Annotated in this window: 18 protein-coding genes; 16 read left to right on the top strand and 2 right to left on the bottom strand. The window is 44.1% G+C overall.

Features of this window, described 5'->3' with window-relative positions; genetic code table 11:
• Positions 1–567: 567 nt before the first annotated feature.
• The 9 genes from A5878_RS01255 to A5878_RS01295 all read left to right on the top strand — a co-directional run bounded on the left by A5878_RS01255 (position 568) and on the right by A5878_RS01295 (position 7,875).
• A complete protein-coding gene (locus A5878_RS01255; protein WP_086294403.1) occupies positions 568–999 on the top strand; it encodes a PTS sugar transporter subunit IIA in 432 nt (143 codons plus the stop codon).
• 2 nt (positions 1,000–1,001) lie between these two features.
• Positions 1,002–1,277, top strand: a complete 276-nt coding sequence (gene yajC / locus A5878_RS01260) for a preprotein translocase subunit YajC (protein ID WP_086294404.1) — start codon at positions 1,002–1,004, stop codon at positions 1,275–1,277.
• Positions 1,278–1,296: 19 nt separating this feature from the next.
• Positions 1,297–1,779: a PTS N-acetylgalactosamine transporter subunit IIB gene (gene agaV / locus A5878_RS01265; RefSeq protein ID WP_005226769.1), complete on the top strand. Its 483-nt coding sequence runs from the start codon at positions 1,297–1,299 to the stop codon at positions 1,777–1,779.
• Positions 1,780–1,805: 26 nt separating this feature from the next.
• Positions 1,806–2,612: a PTS sugar transporter subunit IIC gene (locus tag A5878_RS01270; protein WP_005226770.1), complete on the top strand. Its 807-nt coding sequence runs from the start codon at positions 1,806–1,808 to the stop codon at positions 2,610–2,612.
• A complete protein-coding gene (locus A5878_RS01275; protein WP_008376454.1) occupies positions 2,602–3,630 on the top strand; it encodes a PTS system mannose/fructose/sorbose family transporter subunit IID in 1,029 nt (342 codons plus the stop codon). The genes A5878_RS01270 and A5878_RS01275 overlap by 11 nt, the downstream gene beginning before the upstream one ends.
• Positions 3,631–3,844: 214 nt before the next feature.
• Complete coding sequence (locus A5878_RS01280; RefSeq protein ID WP_005226773.1) at positions 3,845–4,579, top strand: GntR family transcriptional regulator; 735 nt, start codon at positions 3,845–3,847, stop codon at positions 4,577–4,579.
• 178 nt (positions 4,580–4,757) lie between these two features.
• Positions 4,758–5,927: an SIS domain-containing protein gene (locus A5878_RS01285; protein ID WP_086294405.1), complete on the top strand. Its 1,170-nt coding sequence runs from the start codon at positions 4,758–4,760 to the stop codon at positions 5,925–5,927.
• 186 nt (positions 5,928–6,113) lie between these two features.
• Positions 6,114–7,109, top strand: a complete 996-nt coding sequence (gene lacD / locus A5878_RS01290) for a tagatose-bisphosphate aldolase (protein WP_306297919.1) — start codon at positions 6,114–6,116, stop codon at positions 7,107–7,109.
• 277 nt (positions 7,110–7,386) lie between these two features.
• Positions 7,387–7,875 carry an N-acetyltransferase gene (locus A5878_RS01295; RefSeq protein WP_086294407.1) on the top strand — a complete coding sequence of 163 codons (489 nt, stop codon included), beginning with the start codon at positions 7,387–7,389 and terminating at the stop codon, positions 7,873–7,875.
• Positions 7,876–8,045: 170 nt separating this feature from the next.
• Here the strand turns inward: A5878_RS01295 and A5878_RS01300 are convergent, their stop codons facing one another.
• Positions 8,046–8,993 carry an HNH endonuclease gene (locus A5878_RS01300; protein WP_086294408.1) on the bottom strand — a complete coding sequence of 316 codons (948 nt, stop codon included), beginning with the start codon at positions 8,991–8,993 and terminating at the stop codon, positions 8,046–8,048.
• 455 nt (positions 8,994–9,448) lie between these two features.
• Here A5878_RS01300 and A5878_RS01305 point away from each other — a divergent pair, with 455 nt between their 5' ends.
• The 4 genes from A5878_RS01305 to A5878_RS01320 all read left to right on the top strand — a co-directional run bounded on the left by A5878_RS01305 (position 9,449) and on the right by A5878_RS01320 (position 15,119).
• A complete protein-coding gene (locus A5878_RS01305) occupies positions 9,449–11,215 on the top strand; it encodes a DUF2264 domain-containing protein (protein WP_086294409.1) in 1,767 nt (588 codons plus the stop codon).
• Positions 11,190–12,017 (top strand): hypothetical protein, encoded by an 828-nt coding sequence (locus A5878_RS01310; protein ID WP_086294410.1) that lies wholly within the window; start codon positions 11,190–11,192, stop codon positions 12,015–12,017. Before A5878_RS01305 ends, A5878_RS01310 begins: the two co-directional genes overlap by 26 nt.
• A 149-nt stretch (positions 12,018–12,166) precedes the next feature.
• Positions 12,167–13,330: a glycoside hydrolase family 88 protein gene (locus A5878_RS01315; protein ID WP_086294411.1), complete on the top strand. Its 1,164-nt coding sequence runs from the start codon at positions 12,167–12,169 to the stop codon at positions 13,328–13,330.
• A 13-nt stretch (positions 13,331–13,343) separates the two neighbouring features.
• Complete coding sequence (locus A5878_RS01320) at positions 13,344–15,119, top strand: beta-galactosidase family protein (protein ID WP_086294412.1); 1,776 nt, start codon at positions 13,344–13,346, stop codon at positions 15,117–15,119.
• 24 nt (positions 15,120–15,143) lie between these two features.
• Here A5878_RS01320 and A5878_RS01325 read toward each other — a convergent pair whose 3' ends face one another.
• Positions 15,144–15,851 carry a GntR family transcriptional regulator gene (locus A5878_RS01325; protein WP_008376433.1) on the bottom strand — a complete coding sequence of 236 codons (708 nt, stop codon included), beginning with the start codon at positions 15,849–15,851 and terminating at the stop codon, positions 15,144–15,146.
• 190 nt (positions 15,852–16,041) lie between these two features.
• Here A5878_RS01325 and A5878_RS01330 point away from each other — a divergent pair, with 190 nt between their 5' ends.
• The 3 genes from A5878_RS01330 to A5878_RS01340 all read left to right on the top strand — a co-directional run bounded on the left by A5878_RS01330 (position 16,042) and on the right by A5878_RS01340 (position 18,726).
• Positions 16,042–17,004 carry a PTS mannose/fructose/sorbose transporter subunit IIAB gene (locus tag A5878_RS01330; RefSeq protein ID WP_167822644.1) on the top strand — a complete coding sequence of 321 codons (963 nt, stop codon included), beginning with the start codon at positions 16,042–16,044 and terminating at the stop codon, positions 17,002–17,004.
• A gap of 140 nt (positions 17,005–17,144) precedes the next feature.
• The gene (locus A5878_RS01335) at positions 17,145–17,933 is read left to right on the top strand and encodes a PTS sugar transporter subunit IIC (RefSeq protein ID WP_005226797.1); all 789 of its coding nucleotides are present in this window, start codon (positions 17,145–17,147) and stop codon (positions 17,931–17,933) included.
• Positions 17,917–18,726 carry a PTS system mannose/fructose/sorbose family transporter subunit IID gene (locus tag A5878_RS01340; protein WP_005226799.1) on the top strand — a complete coding sequence of 270 codons (810 nt, stop codon included), beginning with the start codon at positions 17,917–17,919 and terminating at the stop codon, positions 18,724–18,726. Before A5878_RS01335 ends, A5878_RS01340 begins: the two co-directional genes overlap by 17 nt.
• Positions 18,727–18,857 lie beyond the last annotated feature (131 nt).

Below are 18,857 nucleotides of genomic sequence, written 5' to 3' on the forward strand. Positions count from 1 at the left end.
TTTTTTGCCGCACTGCTTCCCGAGTACAATTAGGAAGTAGTGCTTTTCTATGTTAATGGAGAATAAAGAAACGTAGAGGAAACTCTGCATAACTACGGTTAAACTATCAACAGCAGAGGATAAGGGGGCTAGTCGATTTATTGTGGAAGGAAGATTTAATGAAGAGCGGAATAAGGAGGAATTAATTGAAATGATTAGAACCAGTCACGGAGTTACCCTGACTGGTTTTTTATTTTATTCAGCATGGTATTCTTAGGATCGCTTATTTCAAGGGGAAATAGAGGTTTTCATCGAAAAAAAATGAGCGTATGGTTCTTTTAATACCAGTATCTGAAAGCAGATGTTAAAATTTGTGAAAAATAACAATCCCATATATGTCTAGTTTGCTTATCATTAAAAAAAAATAGATTATTATGTTTGATAGACACAATATTTACGCTTTTTTGCGTATTTAAAGATAAAAAAGATATTTTTATATAAAAACAAAAAATTTGTTGACAGACAAAATGAAAGCGTTTATATTGGATATGTGGTTACTACCAGTTGAGAATGAGGGGAGGACATAAGATGCTTGGTTTGGTTTTAACAGGTCATGGAGGATTTGCGCAAGGGATGGAAAATGCGCTTGCGATGATTGCAGGACCCCAAGAACAATTTCTAGCAGTGCCGTTTTTAGAGGAAAATCCGTTAGCTGACTTTGAAAAAGAGTTGCAAGGAGCAATCGATCAATTAAAGGAAACCTGTGATGGGGTCGTGATTTGTGCAGACCTTGTGGGCGGGACCCCTTTTAATGTTGCGATGACCGCTACCAATGAGGACCCGCAAGTCGAGGTCATCGGCGGCATCAATCTACTGATGCTAGTGGAAGGTTCGTTGACTAGTTATACGGCAGCCGATCCAGAGGGTTTTTGCCAAGAACTGGCAGAGATTGGCAAGAGCGGTATTTTTCACGGAAAGATCAAAGGCCATGAGGAAATCAATGAGGAAGAAGGAATTTAAACATGTGGGAAATGATCTTAGCAGCCTCAATCGTGGTGCTTGTTTTTCTCTCCCTCTTTTTGGGGGTCTCGTCTTTCCTGAATGGGAAAAATCTGAAAAGGCAGAAGGGCTATTTCGCTGAATTGCAGCAGTCTTTGAAAAAGGGACAGAAAATCAAATTGTACGGCGGCATTATTGGGGAGATTCAAACACTGGGGAAAGAGACGGTCGATCTAAGGGTGAAATCGGGAACGGTGATTGAAGTAGAACGTAGTGCGGTTGCAGAAATCATGCAGTAAATAGAAGGAGGACATATTTATGGGAGAACCAAATATTTTATTGACGCGAATCGACAATCGGTTGATTCATGGGCAAGTTGCCACCCAATGGAACGGTACGTTGGGAGCAAATCTAATTTTAGTGGCAAATGATAAGGTCGCCAAAGACAAAGTCAGACAAGGGTTGATGGATATGGCGGCGCCAGCTGGCGTCCAAACGAGGTATTTCTCGCTTCAAAAAACCATCGAGATCATTCATAAAGCATCGCCAAAACAAAAGATTTTCATGGTGGTTGAAAATCCGCAAGATGCGTTGAAATTAGCTGAAGGTGGGGTGCCGATCAAGAAACTCAACATTGGGAATATGCATATGTCAGAAGGGAAAAGACAGGTTGCTACGACAGTTGCCGTCGATGAAGCAGATGTCGATGCCTTTAAAAAACTGAAGGAAATGGGGGTGCAATTAGTGATCCAGCGGGTTCCAACGACACCTGTTGAAGATGAAAAGAAATTATTTCAGTAATGCAGAGGTAAGGAAGGAGAAAGAAAATGGATTACACGATTTTTCAAATCATTTTAGTCTTCATAGTTACATTCATTGCCGCAATCGATCAATTTAGTTTTTTAGAATCATTGTACCAACCCATTGTTACCGGGATGGTTATCGGACTTATTCTTGGAGATCTTCAAACTGGCTTGATCGTTGGCGGAACCTATCAGTTAATGACGATCGGCAATATGCCGGTGGGCGGCGCGCAACCGCCAAATGCGGTGATTGGCGGAATTATGGCAGCAATCTTAGCGATCACGCTGCAGCTGGAACCCACAGTAGCGGTTGCTACGGCGATTCCGTTTTCTTTGCTGGGGCAATATGGGGTGACGATTATCTTCTCACTAATGTCGCCAGTGATGTCAAAAGCCGACAGCTACGCCCATGATGCCAATACGAAGGGGATTGATCGAATCAATTATTTAGCGATGGCGGGTCTTGGTACGATCTTCGGCTTGATCGTGGTCTTATTCTTTATCGGCGGTGCTGCTTTCGGGAATCAGGCGGTCGCAGCGATCCCTCAATGGTTGATGGGTGGGCTCGGCGCAGCTGGGGGCATGATGCGGTATGTCGGTTTTGCGATTTTACTAAAAGTGATGGTTTCCAAAGAAATGTGGGGCTTCTTCTTTATGGGGTTTGGTTTAGCCACGATCGTAATGGCGGCACCTTCTTTGCAAGGACCAGCCTTGATCATTCTAGCCTTTATCGGTTTTGCATTAGCCTTTTGGGATTATCAAATCCAGTCCAAATTTAAAGTAGCAGCAGCCAATACCTATGATTTCGGAGGCGACGAAGATGGCATATAATATTCCCGATTCTTATAGCGAACAAGCGCCCGCAGAACAACTGGATAAAAAGACCTTGAACAATATGGTCTGGCGTTCCTTATTTCTACAAGCCTCTTTCAATTATGAGCGAATGCAGGCAGGAGGCTGGTTATTCAGTATTTTACCGGGATTGAAAAAGATCCACAAAAATGAAAAGGACTTGGCTGCTTCAATGAGCCATAACTTAGAGTTTTTCAATACTCATCCATTCTTGGTGAACTTTGTGATGGGGATTATTTTATCGATGGAACAAAACAAAGCCGATATTCCCATGATTCGGGCAGTGCGAGTCGCTGCAATGGGGCCGCTAGGCGGGATCGGTGACGCGTTATTCTGGTTCACTCTGGTACCGATAACAGCTGGTATCACAGCCAATATGGCGATCAATGGCAACATCGCTGCACCGTTTATTTTCTTACTGGTATTCAATGCGGCCCAATTCGGCTTACGGTTCTTCTTGATGCATTGGTCCTATCGTTTAGGGACAGATGCGATTGGCATCTTAACGGAAAATGCCAAAGAATTCACCCGAGCAGCGAGTATTTTAGGGATTTTTGTTGTCGGTTCCTTGACCTGCGTGTATGGGGCGACATCTTTGGATATTCAGATCCCTAACGGCACTACCAATGAAGTGACGCAAGCGACGACGATCGTGGATGATCAAGCAGCCATTGCCGCTTACGAAGACATGCTGTATACCACGGATGAGAATGGTCAATTGACTGACACATTGCAAGAAAATGCGGCGGTCAACGAACTGGCTAACGGCAAATATGAATTGACGTTTAACAAAGTCAACGAAGTGCCTGTGACGATCGATATTCAAAAAATCCTCGATGGGATCTTGCCGCAAGTGATTCCATTGACCATCACACTGATGCTGTATTTCTTCTTATCAAAACGCGGCTGGACGCCGTTGAAATGTATCGCTTTGCTGCTAGTGATCGGCTTGATCGGTTCTGGCTTTGGCCTGTATCCATCCATTTGGCCGCAATAAGCAAGCTAGCAGAAGAAACGACGCAAAACGTAGGAGGAGTTTTGCTAAGCAAGCAACAGCTGACTTTTCAGCTTAGCTCGTGCTGGCAATTGGTTCATTTTCCTGCGTGAAAAGACACAAATTCAGGAAACAGAGCCCCTGTAGACGATTGTTTGACACGCCTATCGGGAAATAGTACACTCGTTATGTGGTAGTAACCAGTTTGGAGGGGCTTATGAATATCAATAAAAATCGACAACCATTATACGATCAATTGTTAAATTTACTGATTGAAAAAATCGAAAATGAAATGGAAGCAGACACAATGCTTCCCTCAGAAAGAGAGCTGTCAAAGCGCTACGGATTAAGTCGGACCACCGTTCGCTTGGCTCTACAGGAGTTAGAAAAATTAGGCTATATTTATCGCCAACATGGCAAAGGCACCTTTGTCTCGGATATCCGCAAGCAGGCAACCAATTTATCAGGTTCGTATAGTTTTACCGAACAGATGAAAGCACTAGGAAAACAACCAGAAACTAGAGTATTGGCATTCAAAAAAATGGAAGCGACAAAATATTTTGCCACTCAGTTGCAAGTTTCCATCGGCGAGCCGATCTACAAGTTAAAACGATTGCGTCTTGCTGATGGCCAACCGATGATGATCGAGCGTTCTTATCTGCCGGTCAAACGTTTCATGCATTTAACGAGTGAGATGATCGAGCAAAAACCATTGTACGATATATTTCATGAAGACTTTCATCAAGTGATCCGCCTCGCGGACGAAGAATTTTTTGCCAGCATTGCCAGTGCGAAAGATGCGGCATTGCTGAAAATCCACGAAGGTGCGCCGGTGTTGAACCTGGTACGCAGCACGTTCAATATTGAAAATGAAGTGATCGAATACACCTTGAGTGTTGCTCGAGCAGACCAATTTAGATACAAAGTCCGCCACTTGCGTAACGACGAGTAGCGCATTTCCTAGACAGTCTGAAATGATCCACTCGAGCAAAGAAAAGGTGTGTATTCAACACCAGTGAGGTCGAGGAAGTTTGCCCTTTGGGTGATCGCTAAGTATTCATCCAAGACAACGCTCCTCGTACCGTCACTGGGAATACATACTGGAAAAACAGTAGCTAGGAGGAAGAAAGATGTTTCAACTGTCAACAAAGGAATTAGCAGAATTAGGTGCGGAGATTACAACAAGAGAAATCAAACAACAGCCAGAACTTTGGCAAGAAACCTTGACGATCTATCAAGAAAAGCAAGAGACGATCGAGGCTTTCTTACGTACTATCAAGCAAAAGACGGACAAACGCATTCGGGTAGTCTTCACGGGAGCGGGGACGTCGCAATATGTCGGAGATACGATCGTTCCTTACTTGAATAAGACCGGCGCAACTGCGGATTATCTTTTTGAAAGTATTGCTACGACGGATATCGTCGCTGCTCCAGAACAAGTTTTATTTGCGGATGAACCAACACTGCTCGTTTCTTTTGCTAGAAGCGGCAATTCACCAGAAAGTTTAGCAGCGGTCAAAATCGTCGATCAATTCGTTGCCGACAGCTATCATTTGACGATCACTTGTGCAGCCGACGGATCTTTGGCACAACAAGCTGCCGCTGATGAAACGAGCTATCTGTTATTGATGCCTGAGCGGTCAAATGATGCTGGATTTGCAATGACGGGAAGTTTTTCTTGCATGGCTCTTTCCGCACTGCTGATTTTTGACCAGACGCCGCTGACAGAAAAGAGGCATTATGTTGAAACCCTTAGCCGATTGGGGCAAGAAGTCATCGACAGAGAAACAGAACTCCAAGTACTGACGGACCGTTCCTTTAAGCGGATCGTTTACCTAGGGTCAGGCACGTTGTCGGGGTTGACCAGGGAAGCACAGCTAAAAGTATTGGAACTGACTGCGGGAAAAATCGCCACCGTGTTCGATTCATCGATGGGCTTCCGTCATGGACCGAAATCATTCGTAGATGATCAAACCCTCGTCTTTGTCTTTGTCAGCAATACGCCCTACACGCGGCAGTATGATCTTGATATGTTGGAAGAGTTAAAAAGTGACGGCATCGCCGCCGCAGTGACCGCCATCGGACAGCCGGCAACTGTGAATTTTTCAGGAACAAACTTTTTCTTTCCAGATGACACATTATTGCCAGACGGTTATCTTGCCTTAGCAGACATTGTCTTTGCACAAACGATCGCACTGTTGGCATCGATCAAAGTCGGTAATACACCCGACACCCCTTCGCCAACGCGTACCGTCAATCGGGTGGTCAAAGGCGTGACGATTCATCCGTATAACAACTAACGATGACTGAGAAAGCCCACCACGAGCACGTATCTTTTCGTGTACGAAGTCGATACGTGCGGTGGTCAATCAGTCGAACGGCTTCATCAATAGACATCTTTATACGTGCTGACAACCGTTTCGCCAACGCTGAAAAAAAGTGAAAGCGGTTGATTCTTTGGCATGGACAAAAAAGGAGGAATTTTAATGAAAGCAACCGTAACGAAAGCCAAAAAAGCAGCGATGGATCGCCTGTCAACGAAAGAAGGAGTGATCGCAGCTTTAGCGATCGACCAACGAGGTGCCTTGAAAAAAATGATGGCAGCACTGGGCGTGGAGGCTGACGCAGAGAAAATCAGCCAGTTTAAAACGCTAGTCTCACAAGAATTGACCCCTTACGCGTCTTCTATTTTATTAGATCCAGAATATGGGTTGGCAGCTGCGCAAAGCCGTGATCCAGAGGCGGGGCTTTTGCTGGCATATGAAAAAACCGGCTATGATGCGACTACGCCGGGACGTTTGCCTGATTTATTAGGGGAATGGTCAGTTGAGCGATTAAAAGCAGCAGGCGCCGATGCCATCAAATTTTTGCTTTACTATGATGTAGATGAAGATGCCCAGATCAATCAGTTGAAACACGTCTTTGTGGAACGACTCGGCAGCGAGTGCCAAGCCGCTGATCTGCCCTTCTTTTTAGAAGTCCTTTCCTATGATGCTAAGCTACCTGAAGTCGACTCAAAAGCGTATGCGCAACGCAAACCAGAAAAAGTCATCGGATTGATGAAGGAATTTTCGAAACCACAGTACAAAGTTGATGTGTTAAAAGTGGAAGTACCAGTCAACATGAATTATGTGGCAGGTTTTGCCAAGGAAGAAGCCGTGCATACCAAGGAAGAAGCCGCAGCGTATTTTAAAGCGCAAAGCGATGCAACGCATCTGCCGTTTATTTTTCTCAGTGCAGGCGTATCAGCCAGCTTATTCCAAGAAACACTGGTTTTTGCCAAAGAAGCCGGTTCAACCTTCAATGGCGTCTTGTGCGGCCGGGCAACGTGGAAAGACGGTGTTGATCCCTTTGTAAAACGAGGAACAGAAGCAGCCCAAGAATGGCTAGCAAGTACTGGAAAACAGCACATCGAAGACTTGAATGAAGTGATCCAAAAGACCGCCACTTCTTGGTGGGACAAAGTCGCGGTCGAAGATTAGTTTTTGCGCTGTTTGACAAGAAAAATGGCCAGTAATCAGACATCTTAAGGGCTTTTGAGAAGAAGTGGTAGGCTTCTGACTTAAGGCTCTAGGGTGTCTTTTTATGACTTGACAAGTTCGGTTATCATCGTAGGAATGCAACGTAAATAGGAAGAGGTTGCGAGAGTAATTTACGAGGGGACTTGAATAGGATAAACTAGCAATAAGAGCCATCAAATCCACCTGCTTCACTTTTGGTCGAAATAAAGTTCAATAAACCTACAATAAAGGAGCATTCATGAACGAGTATACGTTTCATTCCGTCACGTCAGAAAACCAACAAGCTGCCTATAGTATTTATCAGAAAAACCAGGCCTATTTTGCTTTAACGAAAGAGACACCTTCCATCGAACAACTCATGCGAGACATGACTGTTCTTCCGCCAGCCGTGGCTCAAGAGCAAAAGGTATTTTCTATCATTTATTCTGATCAAAAACCTATTGCTATCATGGATTATCTTGTTGATTATCCGCAAGAGGGCACTGTGTATATTGGCTTGCTACTGGTTGGCGAAAGACGTCAGGGGCACGGGCAAGCTATTTATCAGCAAGTAGAACAAGACTGGCGCATAAAGGGGATTTCTCTCGTATCTCTCGCTGTTATTGAAGAAAACACAGCCGGTAGATCTTTCTGGGAGAGTCAAGGATTTAAAGAAACACGAAAAGCCGTGACAACCGTCAGTGATCATGAGGTAAGTGTGGTCTGCTTTGAGAAAAAGATGAAATAGGTACTTAAAATAGAAGCAGCTAGAATAAAAGTAAATAACGTCCAATAGTTACCCTAAAGAGAATTATTGAACGTTATATCAAAGATAATTAACTAAATTGAATTATAAAAAAGAATTTAGGTTTTCAGTAAAGGAATAAAATCCTATTCTAAACACTCCATTTATGGGGCTTATCCTATAAATATATTTTTTAAATGGTATGTTAAAAATTCTTTATTTAAATCTTCTCTTTTATATGCTAATTCCTTATTATGAAAAGGATTGTGCGGGTCTGTATGAATAATTTTTTGTGAGTGAACGTCTATTGCAATTGCCCCATAATCAAATTCAACATGGTGGTTGGGACAAAGTATAATAATGTTACTCTCTATATCTGGCCCTTGATGAATACCCCCAAGTTTTTTTAAATGATGTCCTTCGGAGTAATATTTTTGTTTGGACAATGAAATGGATTTACCGCAAATTTGGCATTGATTATTGTATTTTTGCTTCATTTTTTTAACAAGAGACGTGTCCCTAACAATCCTATCGATAGTTGTTTGAATCCGGGTAACCTGCCCACCACTTCCCACACTAAGAAGTTCTTCTGAATCACCTTCACGTACAATATTTTCTGATCTCTGCTTGTTTTCGTTATAGTAGACCGGTTTTTTTATATAAGGAGTTAAGATTTCTAATAGCTCATTACTAACAGGCGCCAAGTATTTCTGTGCGGGTTGCATTCGCACACCTGTTTCCGTATAAAAAGATTTTTGAGGCGCTATTGCTTTTAATGCGTCTTTGTTCTGATCGATAACTTCCTGTAAAAAAACTTTGTCCTGAAATTCTGTGTAGTACTTTAAGGGGATTTGATAGTATTCGTCATATCCATCCCAATTAGCTGGGATCGGTGGCGGACTTGATAAGATTTTATAGGAACCAGCAACTTGAGAACATCCCCATAATCTATGATTGATATTTCGTTTTTTGTCTTTGATAGAATGTAAAATCATATCCCCCTCTTTGGGTTTCCTCATAATTGTGTTCCATGATGAAGCAACGGGACTCCATAAAACCTCTCCTAGCTCCCAACCTTCTCCTCCATGGATGGGATTAGACAATTCAATATATACGGCCATCTGCGCACTCCTTTCTGCTACTATGGGTATTTATTCAAATAACGAATTCTATTTTATTATAGACAATCATTCTTCTTTCGTCATGTCTATTTGAATCAAAGTTTTTTGTCTTTAGTATATTATCAATACTTAGAAATATTCGAACTGAAAAAATGTAAGAAATGTTTATCATGTGATGGATATCTATAGTATAATTTCAGGAAAATTTTTTATAAAAAAAAGTCACGAAATCAATGTTTATTTATAATAAATTCCTCATTTTATCTAAGTTAACTTTCACCATTTCTCCAATCACTTTCCCATAGCTTCAATTCCTCTTTTTTTGTTAACAGGTTAAGTCAAAAATCCCTCGAAATCTTTTCTCATTTTTCAGCAGTATTGCCAGTAGAAGATCGCTTGATAAAAAAGCCGTTGCTTGCTATTCTGTTCTGTAAATTGACAGAAGGAGATGGCGTATGAAGCAAATGGCAATCAAAAAGAATCCATTTTTGACGCGTCTGGATTATCAGCGGGCATTGGAAGACATGATCGCTCCTTTGCGAGAAGCGATCTTGGCAGATGACTATCCAGGATTGAATCTAGGTAGCAGTGGGGCCGTGTATGACCGAACACGATCTGAGATGGAAGCGCTTGTGCGTCCTTTGTGGGGGCTCGCGCCTTATTGGAGAGGTTGCCCAGATGATCCGTTACGAGCAGCTTACGTAGAAAAAGTGATAGCAGGGACAGATCCTGAACACGCATTTTACTGGGGAAGGATCACGGATTATGATCAATACATCGTGGAAGCAGCCGCATTGTCATTGACCCTATTGTTGCAAAAGGACGCTTTTTGGACAGCGTTGCCGCAGAAGAACCAGCGAAAGCTAGTGGCTTGGCTTTCCCAAGCACTTGAGTGCAAGATTCCTAAGAACAACTGGACATTCTTCAAAGTGTTGATACGCGTTGCCTTGTTTCAATGTGGGGAACCGTTGGCAAAAGAAGAATTGTCCCAAGAGTTGGCATTGATCGATTCCATGTACGTTGGCGATGGTTGGTACGTAGACGGGAAAACGACGCAGCGAGATTACTACATTCCTTTTGCGTTTCATTATTACGGCTTGATTTACGCTACATTTATGCAAGACGAAGATCCAGAATGGGCGCAGCGTTTTAAAGAGCGAGCCACGCTATTTGCGCAAGACTTCGTCTATTATTTTGATGAAGATGGCGAAGCCTTGCCCTATGGCCGCAGCCTGACTTATCGGTTTGCGCAAGGGGCGTTTTTCTCGGCACTGGTTTTCGCAGACGTCGAAGCGATCCCATGGGGACAGGTGCGAGGACTACTGGCGAAGCACTTGCGCAATTGGATGGCACAAGAAATTTTCACTTTCGATGGTCGCTTGTCCATCGGGTACCACTATGAAAATCATGTAATGGCAGAAGGGTATAATGCACCAGGCTCGCCTTATTGGGGGCTGAAGACCTTTTTGCTTTTAGCGGTCGCAGAAACGCATCCTTTTTGGCGGGCTGAACCTGAGCCGATCAAAAGAGAGCCGCAAAAACGGATTGAAAAAGGCAATATGTTGCTGGTGCACAATGAAAAAAGCCATCATCTGTTGGGGTATCCTGCAGGCTTGATGCTTGAACAGCAAGCCCATGCTCAATCAAAATACAGCAAATTCGTCTATTCGAGCAAATTTGGCTTCAGTGTGTCGAAAGCCGGCGTTACATATGCCGAAGGCGCCTTCGATAGCACATTAGCTATTGCTCGAGATGGCAGCTATTTTCGCACGAAGGGCGCAGTCAGGGATTATCGAGTGACGGAAAAAGGCGTCTTTTACCAATGGGCTCCCTTTGAGGAGGTAGTGATTGAAACTGAGATTTATCCCTTTGGTCAGTGGCATGTGCGCGTGCACGAGTTGACGACGACGATTTCGTTGGACCTTCGTGAGGGCGGGTTTAGTGTACCGCTGACTGGACGGTTGCCTCAGGCCCAAACAGGACCGACCTGGAGTCGAGTCAGTGAAGGGGGCTTTTGTTCTCAAATCATCAACATCGAAGGCTATCAACAAGCCAGTATTGTTCAGCCAGAAGCCAATACCTCCGTCTTTTTTCCAAGAACTAGTTTTCCATACTTAGCACAACATATCCTGCCAGGGAAGCACCGTTTGATTTGTTTAGTCGGTGGTATCGTAGAAAAAGAAAGGATCGATCCAAATGATTACGCTAGCAATAAAAAATAAGCAGGACCAGGTGATCGTCGGTCGCATCGACCATGAAAAAGAACCCGCGCCATTTCAAGTTTCTGGTGATGATTTGGCCGTATTAGCCATTAAAAACTATCCCTATGAGGAAGGAGATAAGATCGTTATTGAGGTGACGGGGGAAAATCCGTATTATGTCTTTCAGCTTGATGAAACCTTAGCACCATCACTGATCTATCTTTCCCAATCCTCTTGGGAATATCAGATCCCTTGGACGGAATCTCATCGAAAGTCCTCGGTGGAAACGGCCTTTGCCTCGCAGCGCCATCACCTGATGGTGCGTAAAGCCCATGCGTTTGAGATCACGAATTATCAAAATTTATCTTTCAATGCCCATGATCAAAAGTCAGCGATAGGGGCGTATCCTCATGCTTCAGCGAATGTGGAGACGCGAGATGATTCCGTCTTTTTTGCCAAGAATGCGATCGATGGAAAATATGGCAACCGATCCCACGGTTCGTATCCGTTTGCTTCTTGGGGCATCAATCAGCAAGCCGATGCTGCATTGACCATTGATTTTGGTCGTCCCGTCTTGATCGATCGGGTTCGCTTCCTATTACGGGCAGATTATCCCCATGATAGCTACTGGACCAAAGGGACCTTGGTCTTTGCTGATGGAGAAGAGCTGGTGGTGGAAACGATAAATACGGCGTCTTTTCAAGAAGTTCGTTTTCCGAAAAAAGAAACGACTAAGCTGACCTATAAAGAGCTGCAAAAAGCAGAGGATGATTCCCCGTTTCCAGCTCTTACACAAATCGAAGTATTTGGTTGGAACTGTTAAAAAAAGAGGACAAGAGCATGACAGGTCTGCATTTGTGGGCAGTTGTCATGCTCTTTTTTTAGGAATCAATGAAGGAAGGTCGCTTTTTTTGTTCGTTTACGTTATAATGATTTCAGTTAATATGTTAACAAGTTAAGAGGAGGGTAAACATGCGTCTGCAAGAGAACAAACAACGCTTGATCCTGTTAGGAGAAAAAGTGACCGATGTGTGGTTAGCGGATAAAATCACCGCGTGCATCCAACAGATCGAAAAAAATAGTCAGCGCTTTGGCACACAGTTTCCTTCAGCCTGTGCCACCAATGGCAAATATCGGCTGAAAGGCAACGATGATTGGACCAATGGCTTTTGGACGGGGATGTTGTGGCTCGCCTATGAGTGGACCAAAGAGAAGAACTTTTTGACTCGAGCAATGGAGAATATCGACAGTTTTCAAACGCGCTTAGACGACCATTTTGTATTAGATCATCATGATATTGGATTTTTATATAGCTTATCTGCCGGTGCGGGCTACAAGATCACTGGCGATGAACACTGCAAGCAAGAAGTCATTCAAGCAGCAGATGTTTTGTTGGCACGTTTTCAAGAAAAGGGGGAATTTATTCAAGCTTGGGGCACTTATGGCGACCCACAAGAATACCGCTTGATTATTGATTCGCTACTGAACTTGCCGCTTTTATTTGCAGCAACCCAATTATCGGGAGAGACTCGTTACGCAGAGGCCGCGAGTAAGCATTATCAGACAGTGCGAAAGACTGTCATCAAAAATGACGCCACCACCTTTCATACGTATTATTTCGATCCTGAAACGGGGCAGCCAAGTCACGGTGCGACGCATCAAGGAAACAGCGACCAATCGATTTGGGCACGAGGGCAAAGCTGGGCGATTTTAGGGCTTCCTTTGAATGAAAGCTACTTGCATAGCCAGCCTTTTCCAGAAAATTATCCGCAGATCGTGGAGGTGTTTTTGGCTCATTTACCCGCAGATCTCGTGCCGTATTGGGACTTTGATTTTAACGACCAACATCCTGCTGAAAAAGACAGCTCAGCTTTAGCGATCGCGGCTTGTGGCTTGTTGGAAGCAGAGAAAATGGAGGCATATCCTGATGCCCAAAAAATCGCTAAAGGGATGCTTTACCAATTAGGCGAGCAGTATGCAGCGAGCCAAGTGCCAGAAAATGAAGGCTTATTGCTGCATGGTGTGTATGCTCATGCGGAAGGCAAAGGCATCGATGAACCCAATCTTTGGGGAGACTATTTCTATTTAGAAGGATTGATCCGATTGGCATTGCCTAATTGGCAAAGATACTGGTAAAGGGGAAGACGACATGCGAACGTTTGAGATAAAAGAAGATTTTTTGTTAGATGGAAAACCAATCAAATTGATCAGCGGAGCGATCCATTATTTCCGCATGACACCGGCGCAATGGACAGATAGCCTCTACAATCTAAAAGCACTGGGAGCCAACACAGTTGAGACCTACATTCCTTGGAATCTCCACGAACCTCGTGAAGGAGTCTACGACTTTGAAGGAATGAAAGACATCTGTGCTTTTGTAAAGCAAGCCCGAGCGCTAGGCTTGATGGTCATTTTGCGGCCTTCCGTCTACATTTGTGCTGAATGGGAATTTGGCGGGCTGCCAGCTTGGCTGTTAAACGAACCGATGCGGTTGCGCTCAACCGACCCACGCTTCATGGCAAAGGTGCGTAACTATTTCCAGGTCTTGCTGCCAAAGCTTGTGCCGTTGCAGATCACCCATGGGGGACCAGTGATCATGATGCAGGTGGAAAATGAGTACGGCTCTTATGGAATGGAAAAAGCGTATTTGCGCCAGACCAAGGAGTTGATGGAAGAATGCGGCATCGATGTACCCTTGTTTACTTCAGATGGGGCATGGGAAGAAGTCTTGGACGCTGGGACATTGATTGAAGACGACGTCTTTGTCACAGGCAATTTCGGCAGTCGTTCCAAAGAAAATGCGGCTGTGATGAAAGAGTTTATGGCAAAACATGGCAAAAATTGGCCCATCATGTGCATGGAATATTGGGATGGCTGGTTCAACCGCTGGGGCGAGCCGATCATCAAGCGAGACGGTCAAGACTTAGCTAATGAAGTCAAAGAGATGTTAGCAGTCGGTTCCTTGAATCTTTACATGTTCCATGGAGGCACGAACTTTGGCTTTTACAATGGCTGTTCCGCTCGGGGGGCGCTGGATCTACCACAAGTGTCCAGCTATGATTACGATGCTTTACTGACAGAAGCAGGAGAACCTACCGACAAATACTATCAGGTACAAAAAGCCATAAAAGAAGCTTGTCCCGAAGTGTGGCAAGCCAAACCACGGACCAAGCAATTAGCGGCATTAGGAACCTTTCCCATTGAAAACAGTGTCTCGTTACTGGCCATCAAAGATCAGCTGATGGCACCGCAAGAAAACATGTATCCACTAACAATGGAAGCTGCCAGCACAGGCTACGGCTATTTGCTCTATTCGGTTCAGTTAAAAAACTATCATCGAGAAAACAAATTAAAAGTGGTAGAAGCTAGCGATCGGTTGCATATTTTTACCGACGGCCAATTACAGGCGATCCAATACCAAGAAACGCTAGGTGAGGAGCTGTTGATCCAAGGGACACCAGATAAAGAAACCATCGAGCTAGATGTCTTAGTAGAAAACCTAGGGCGCGTGAACTACGGGTTTAAATTGAATGGGCCTACACAAGCCAAAGGCATCCGTGGGGGCATCATGCAAGATATTCATTTCCATCAAGGCTATCGTCATTACCCATTGACGCTTTCCGCAGAGCAGCTACAAGCCATCGATTATCAAGCAGGAAAAAATCCGACACACCCCTCCTTTTATCAAACGACCTTCACGCTGACAGAGGTAGGAGATACGTTTATCGATTGCCGTGGGTATGGGAAAGGCGTCGTTATCGTCAATGGCATCAATCTTGGTCGCTATTGGCAACGTGGCCCCGTGCATTCCTTATACTGTCCGAAAGAATTTTTGAAAAAAGGCAGCAACGAAGTCGTGGTATTTGAAACCGATGGCGTTGAGATCAAGGAACTCGTTTTCTGTGATCAACCTGTCGTAGAATAAAAAAATAGAAGTAGAGACCCAAATTTACGCGGGCTCTACTTCTATTTTTGTTTTGAAATATTTCCAATGCTTGTAGCTGACGATGTATTCAGCGACACTTCCATCTGCCAAATAGGAGTGCTTGACTTGTTTGACCGCAGGCTCTCGGAAGCTCAGTTGCAATAAGTTCAACAATTCAGCGTCATCAGGAAAGACGATTTCGTTGGTTTCAACAGAAGCCAATGAGAAAAGGTCGATCGCAAAGTCTTTTCGGACCCGCTCATAAACACTAGCATATTGGTTGAGGTTTTTGGCGATCGGTTCTTTCATCAGCTTCTTCGGCAAATGAGTGATGTGAACCAAGAAAGGAACGTCGCCAAAATAGCGGACTCGTTTGATTCGGTAGTAGGAAGCACTGGCAGCCAATCCTAATTCTTTCAAAATCTCTGGGGCATTTCCTTCTTCCACCGCAAGGACCTTGACCTTTTCTTGGTCCAGTGAATGCAGCTCAATGTCGGAAAACTTCACACTCTGAGATACTTTTGCTTTTGAAACAAAGGTCCCTTTGCCTTGGATGCGATACAGATAGCCAGCACTCGTCAATTCATTCAACGCTTTGACTGCCGTGATCGAACTAACAGAATACATCCGCTTGATATCTGCCTCTGAATAAAACTTATCACCGGGAATGAATTTATGGTCTTTGATTTCTTGTAAAAGATCTTGCTTGATCTGCTCATACTTTGGCAACACAGTGGTTTCCCTCCATTCCATATGAATACATCAAGCATAACATGTTAAATCCTTTCCTGCCACTTAATTATTGTAGAAAATTCGTTGTTTTCCAGTCTATACAGGTCTGAAAAATAAAATTCAATATGTTAAGATATTAGGTTTACGAATGGCTTGCCATGTGGTATAGTATGCTTACAAGGAACATAACATGTTAAGTAGGGCGACCTGCGGAGTAGGAGGGAAATTAGTGGAAAACATTGTATTGATCAGTCATGGCGGCATGGCAGAAGGGGTCAAAAGTAGTCTCGAGATGATCGTAGGCCAGCAAGCAAACGTTCACACCGTTTCATTACGACCAGATAGTGACAATCTGCAATTTGAGAAAGAATTGAACGAGAAAATGAAAGCCCTTAACGGTTCAACATTGATTATTGCGGATTTATTAGGAGGAACCCCGTGCAACGTTGCAGTCAAGAATTATTTAGAGGATGACGAAGTGGCGATCTTAGCTGGAATGACATTGTCCGTAGTGATCGAGGCAGTCGTCAATCAACGAGCGACGATCAAAGAGCTGCTTTGCTTAGCCAAAGAAAACATCGTTGATGTCAAAGCAGGGATGAACCAAGCAGAACAAGAGATTTTAGAAGAAAAGCAAGAGGAATTAGGGGATTACAGTGCGTATGCTGGGCAAGAAAATATCGTCAATAGTCGAATCGATGAGCGCTTGATCCATGGACAAGTCGCCGGTATCTGGTCCACCAGTTTAAACACGCAACGGATCATCGTAGCCAATGATGAAGCCGCCGTAGACCCATTACAAAAATCTTCTTTACGAATGGCAGCGCCAACTTCGATGCGACTTTCGGTCCTTCCGGTGGCAACGGCAGCCAAAAATATTCGCGCCGGTCGTTATGGAAAACAACGGTTGTTTTTGCTTTTCAAAAATCCCCAAGATGTTTTGCGTTATATTGAAGCAGATGGACCGATCAAAGCGATCAACGTCGGCAACATGAGCTACAAAGAAGGCGCGCGGGAAGTGACCAAAAGCATTCAAGTACTGCCAGAAGAAGAGCCGATCTTTGAAGCGATCGCCGCAAAAGGCATCACCGTCACGGCACAGCTTGTACCCAATGAACCATCGATCGACTTTATGAAGAAATTACGAGGATAAACCAGGCAGGGATTGAATCGAGGAGAATATGTAGCGGAAGATTTGTCAAAAAACGAGTGTTTTTCACGATTTATCTGAGGCGACATAACGATCGATAACTAGCCAGTTAAGACTCGTTCATACAATTAGGAGGAAAATTCATGCATTTAGCAGCGTATCAAATCATTCTTATTACTGTTTATGCTTTTATTGCTATTAATGATTCACTTATTTCCAATACGTTGACCCAACCAGCGATCGCCGGAATGATTTCTGGAATGATCATGGGGGACTTAAAGACCGGTTTGATGGTCGGTGGGACCTTACAGTTGATGCGTTTGGGGATCGCCGCATTTGGTGGTGCATCCGTCCCGGATTATTTTACCGGCGCAGTACTGGGAACAGCGTTTGCCGTGATCTCAGGAAACGGCGCGGAATATGGCATCGGCTTAGCAGTTCCAGTGTCCTTGCTGATGCTGCAACTGGATGTGGTGGCTCGTTTTTGTAACGTATTTCTACTACACCGGATCGATAGAGCCATCGACAACATGCAAGTCAAACGAATCCCACGGTTAGTTTTATCGGGTTCTTTCTTATGGGGATTGTCACGGGCGATTCCGATTTTATTGATGCTTTTAGCTGGAGATGCAGTCGTTACGACGATTACCGATAACACGCCAGAATGGCTGATGACTGGACTAAAAACCGCTGGTGGCGTCTTGCCAGTCGTCGGGGTAGCGATCTTATTGCGCTACTTGCCAACAAAGCACTATATTCCTTATTTGTTATTAGGCTTCTTTTTAGCTGCGTATCTGCAAGTCCCAATGCTCGGCGTTTCCATCATTGGGCTCGTAGCAGCAATGTTAGTCTTTAAACGAGATAGCGAAAAAGGCACCGTTGCAACGGCAGCTGCTGGAGATTTTGAAGGAGGATATGATGGCGATGAGTGATCAAAAACTGACAAAAAAAGAGTTGAATACCATTAGCTGGCGCTATATTTTGGCAAGCCAATTAAACTGGAACTATGAGCGAATGATGAGTTCAGGCTACCTTTACGGCATCCTGCCCGTCTTGAAAAAATTCTATGGCCACGATGAAACCCAGCTGCAAGATATGCTGCGGACCCACAATCAATTTTTCAATACCAATGCGATCTTTGGGAACTTGATCATGGGAATCGATGTCGCGATTGAAGAACAAGATGGACACAAAGCCAAAGAAACGATCATCGCCTTGAAAACGGCCTTGATGGGTTCCTTGGCCGGTGTCGGTGACTCCTTGTTCCACGTGATTTGGGGAACGATCTTTGGCTCTGTTGCTGGCACATTAGCGCAAAATGGTTCCGTCGTTGGTTGTGTCATCTGGATCATCGCCAACATCGCGTTACTTTTCGGTCGGGCAGCGTTGCTACCTCTAGGTTACAAACAAGGGGTCAAATTAGTGACAACCTTGAAAGACAAATTATCGGCCTTCACCAATGCCGCAACCGTTTTAGGGGTCACAGTGATTGGTGCCTTGATTCCCTCTGTGGTCAAAGCAACTGTTCCTTTTGTCTATAAAAAAGATGGCGTCGAATTGGTGATCCAAGACACGTTGGATGCCATCTTGCCATCCCTTGTACCTATCTTGCTCGTCTTGCTGACCTACTGGATGTTAGGCCAAAAGAAACTAAATTCCACTCGAGTAATTTGGATCATCTTGATCTTGTCGATCGTTTTGAGTGCGTTTGGTATTTTGGGTTAAGTTTATCAGTAACAACTGATAGATAAGAATATGTAAATAGAAAAAGAGTGTGGAATATTTTTCCGCACTCTTTTTTTATAAAATAATTTGTACGTTTTTACTCGTAAAGAATTTAGTTCAATTGGAAACAT

Origin of the sequence: Enterococcus sp. 3G6_DIV0642 (assembly GCF_002140635.1) — a bacterium.
Taxonomy (GTDB): Bacteria; Bacillota; Bacilli; order Lactobacillales; family Enterococcaceae; genus Enterococcus_D; species Enterococcus_D casseliflavus.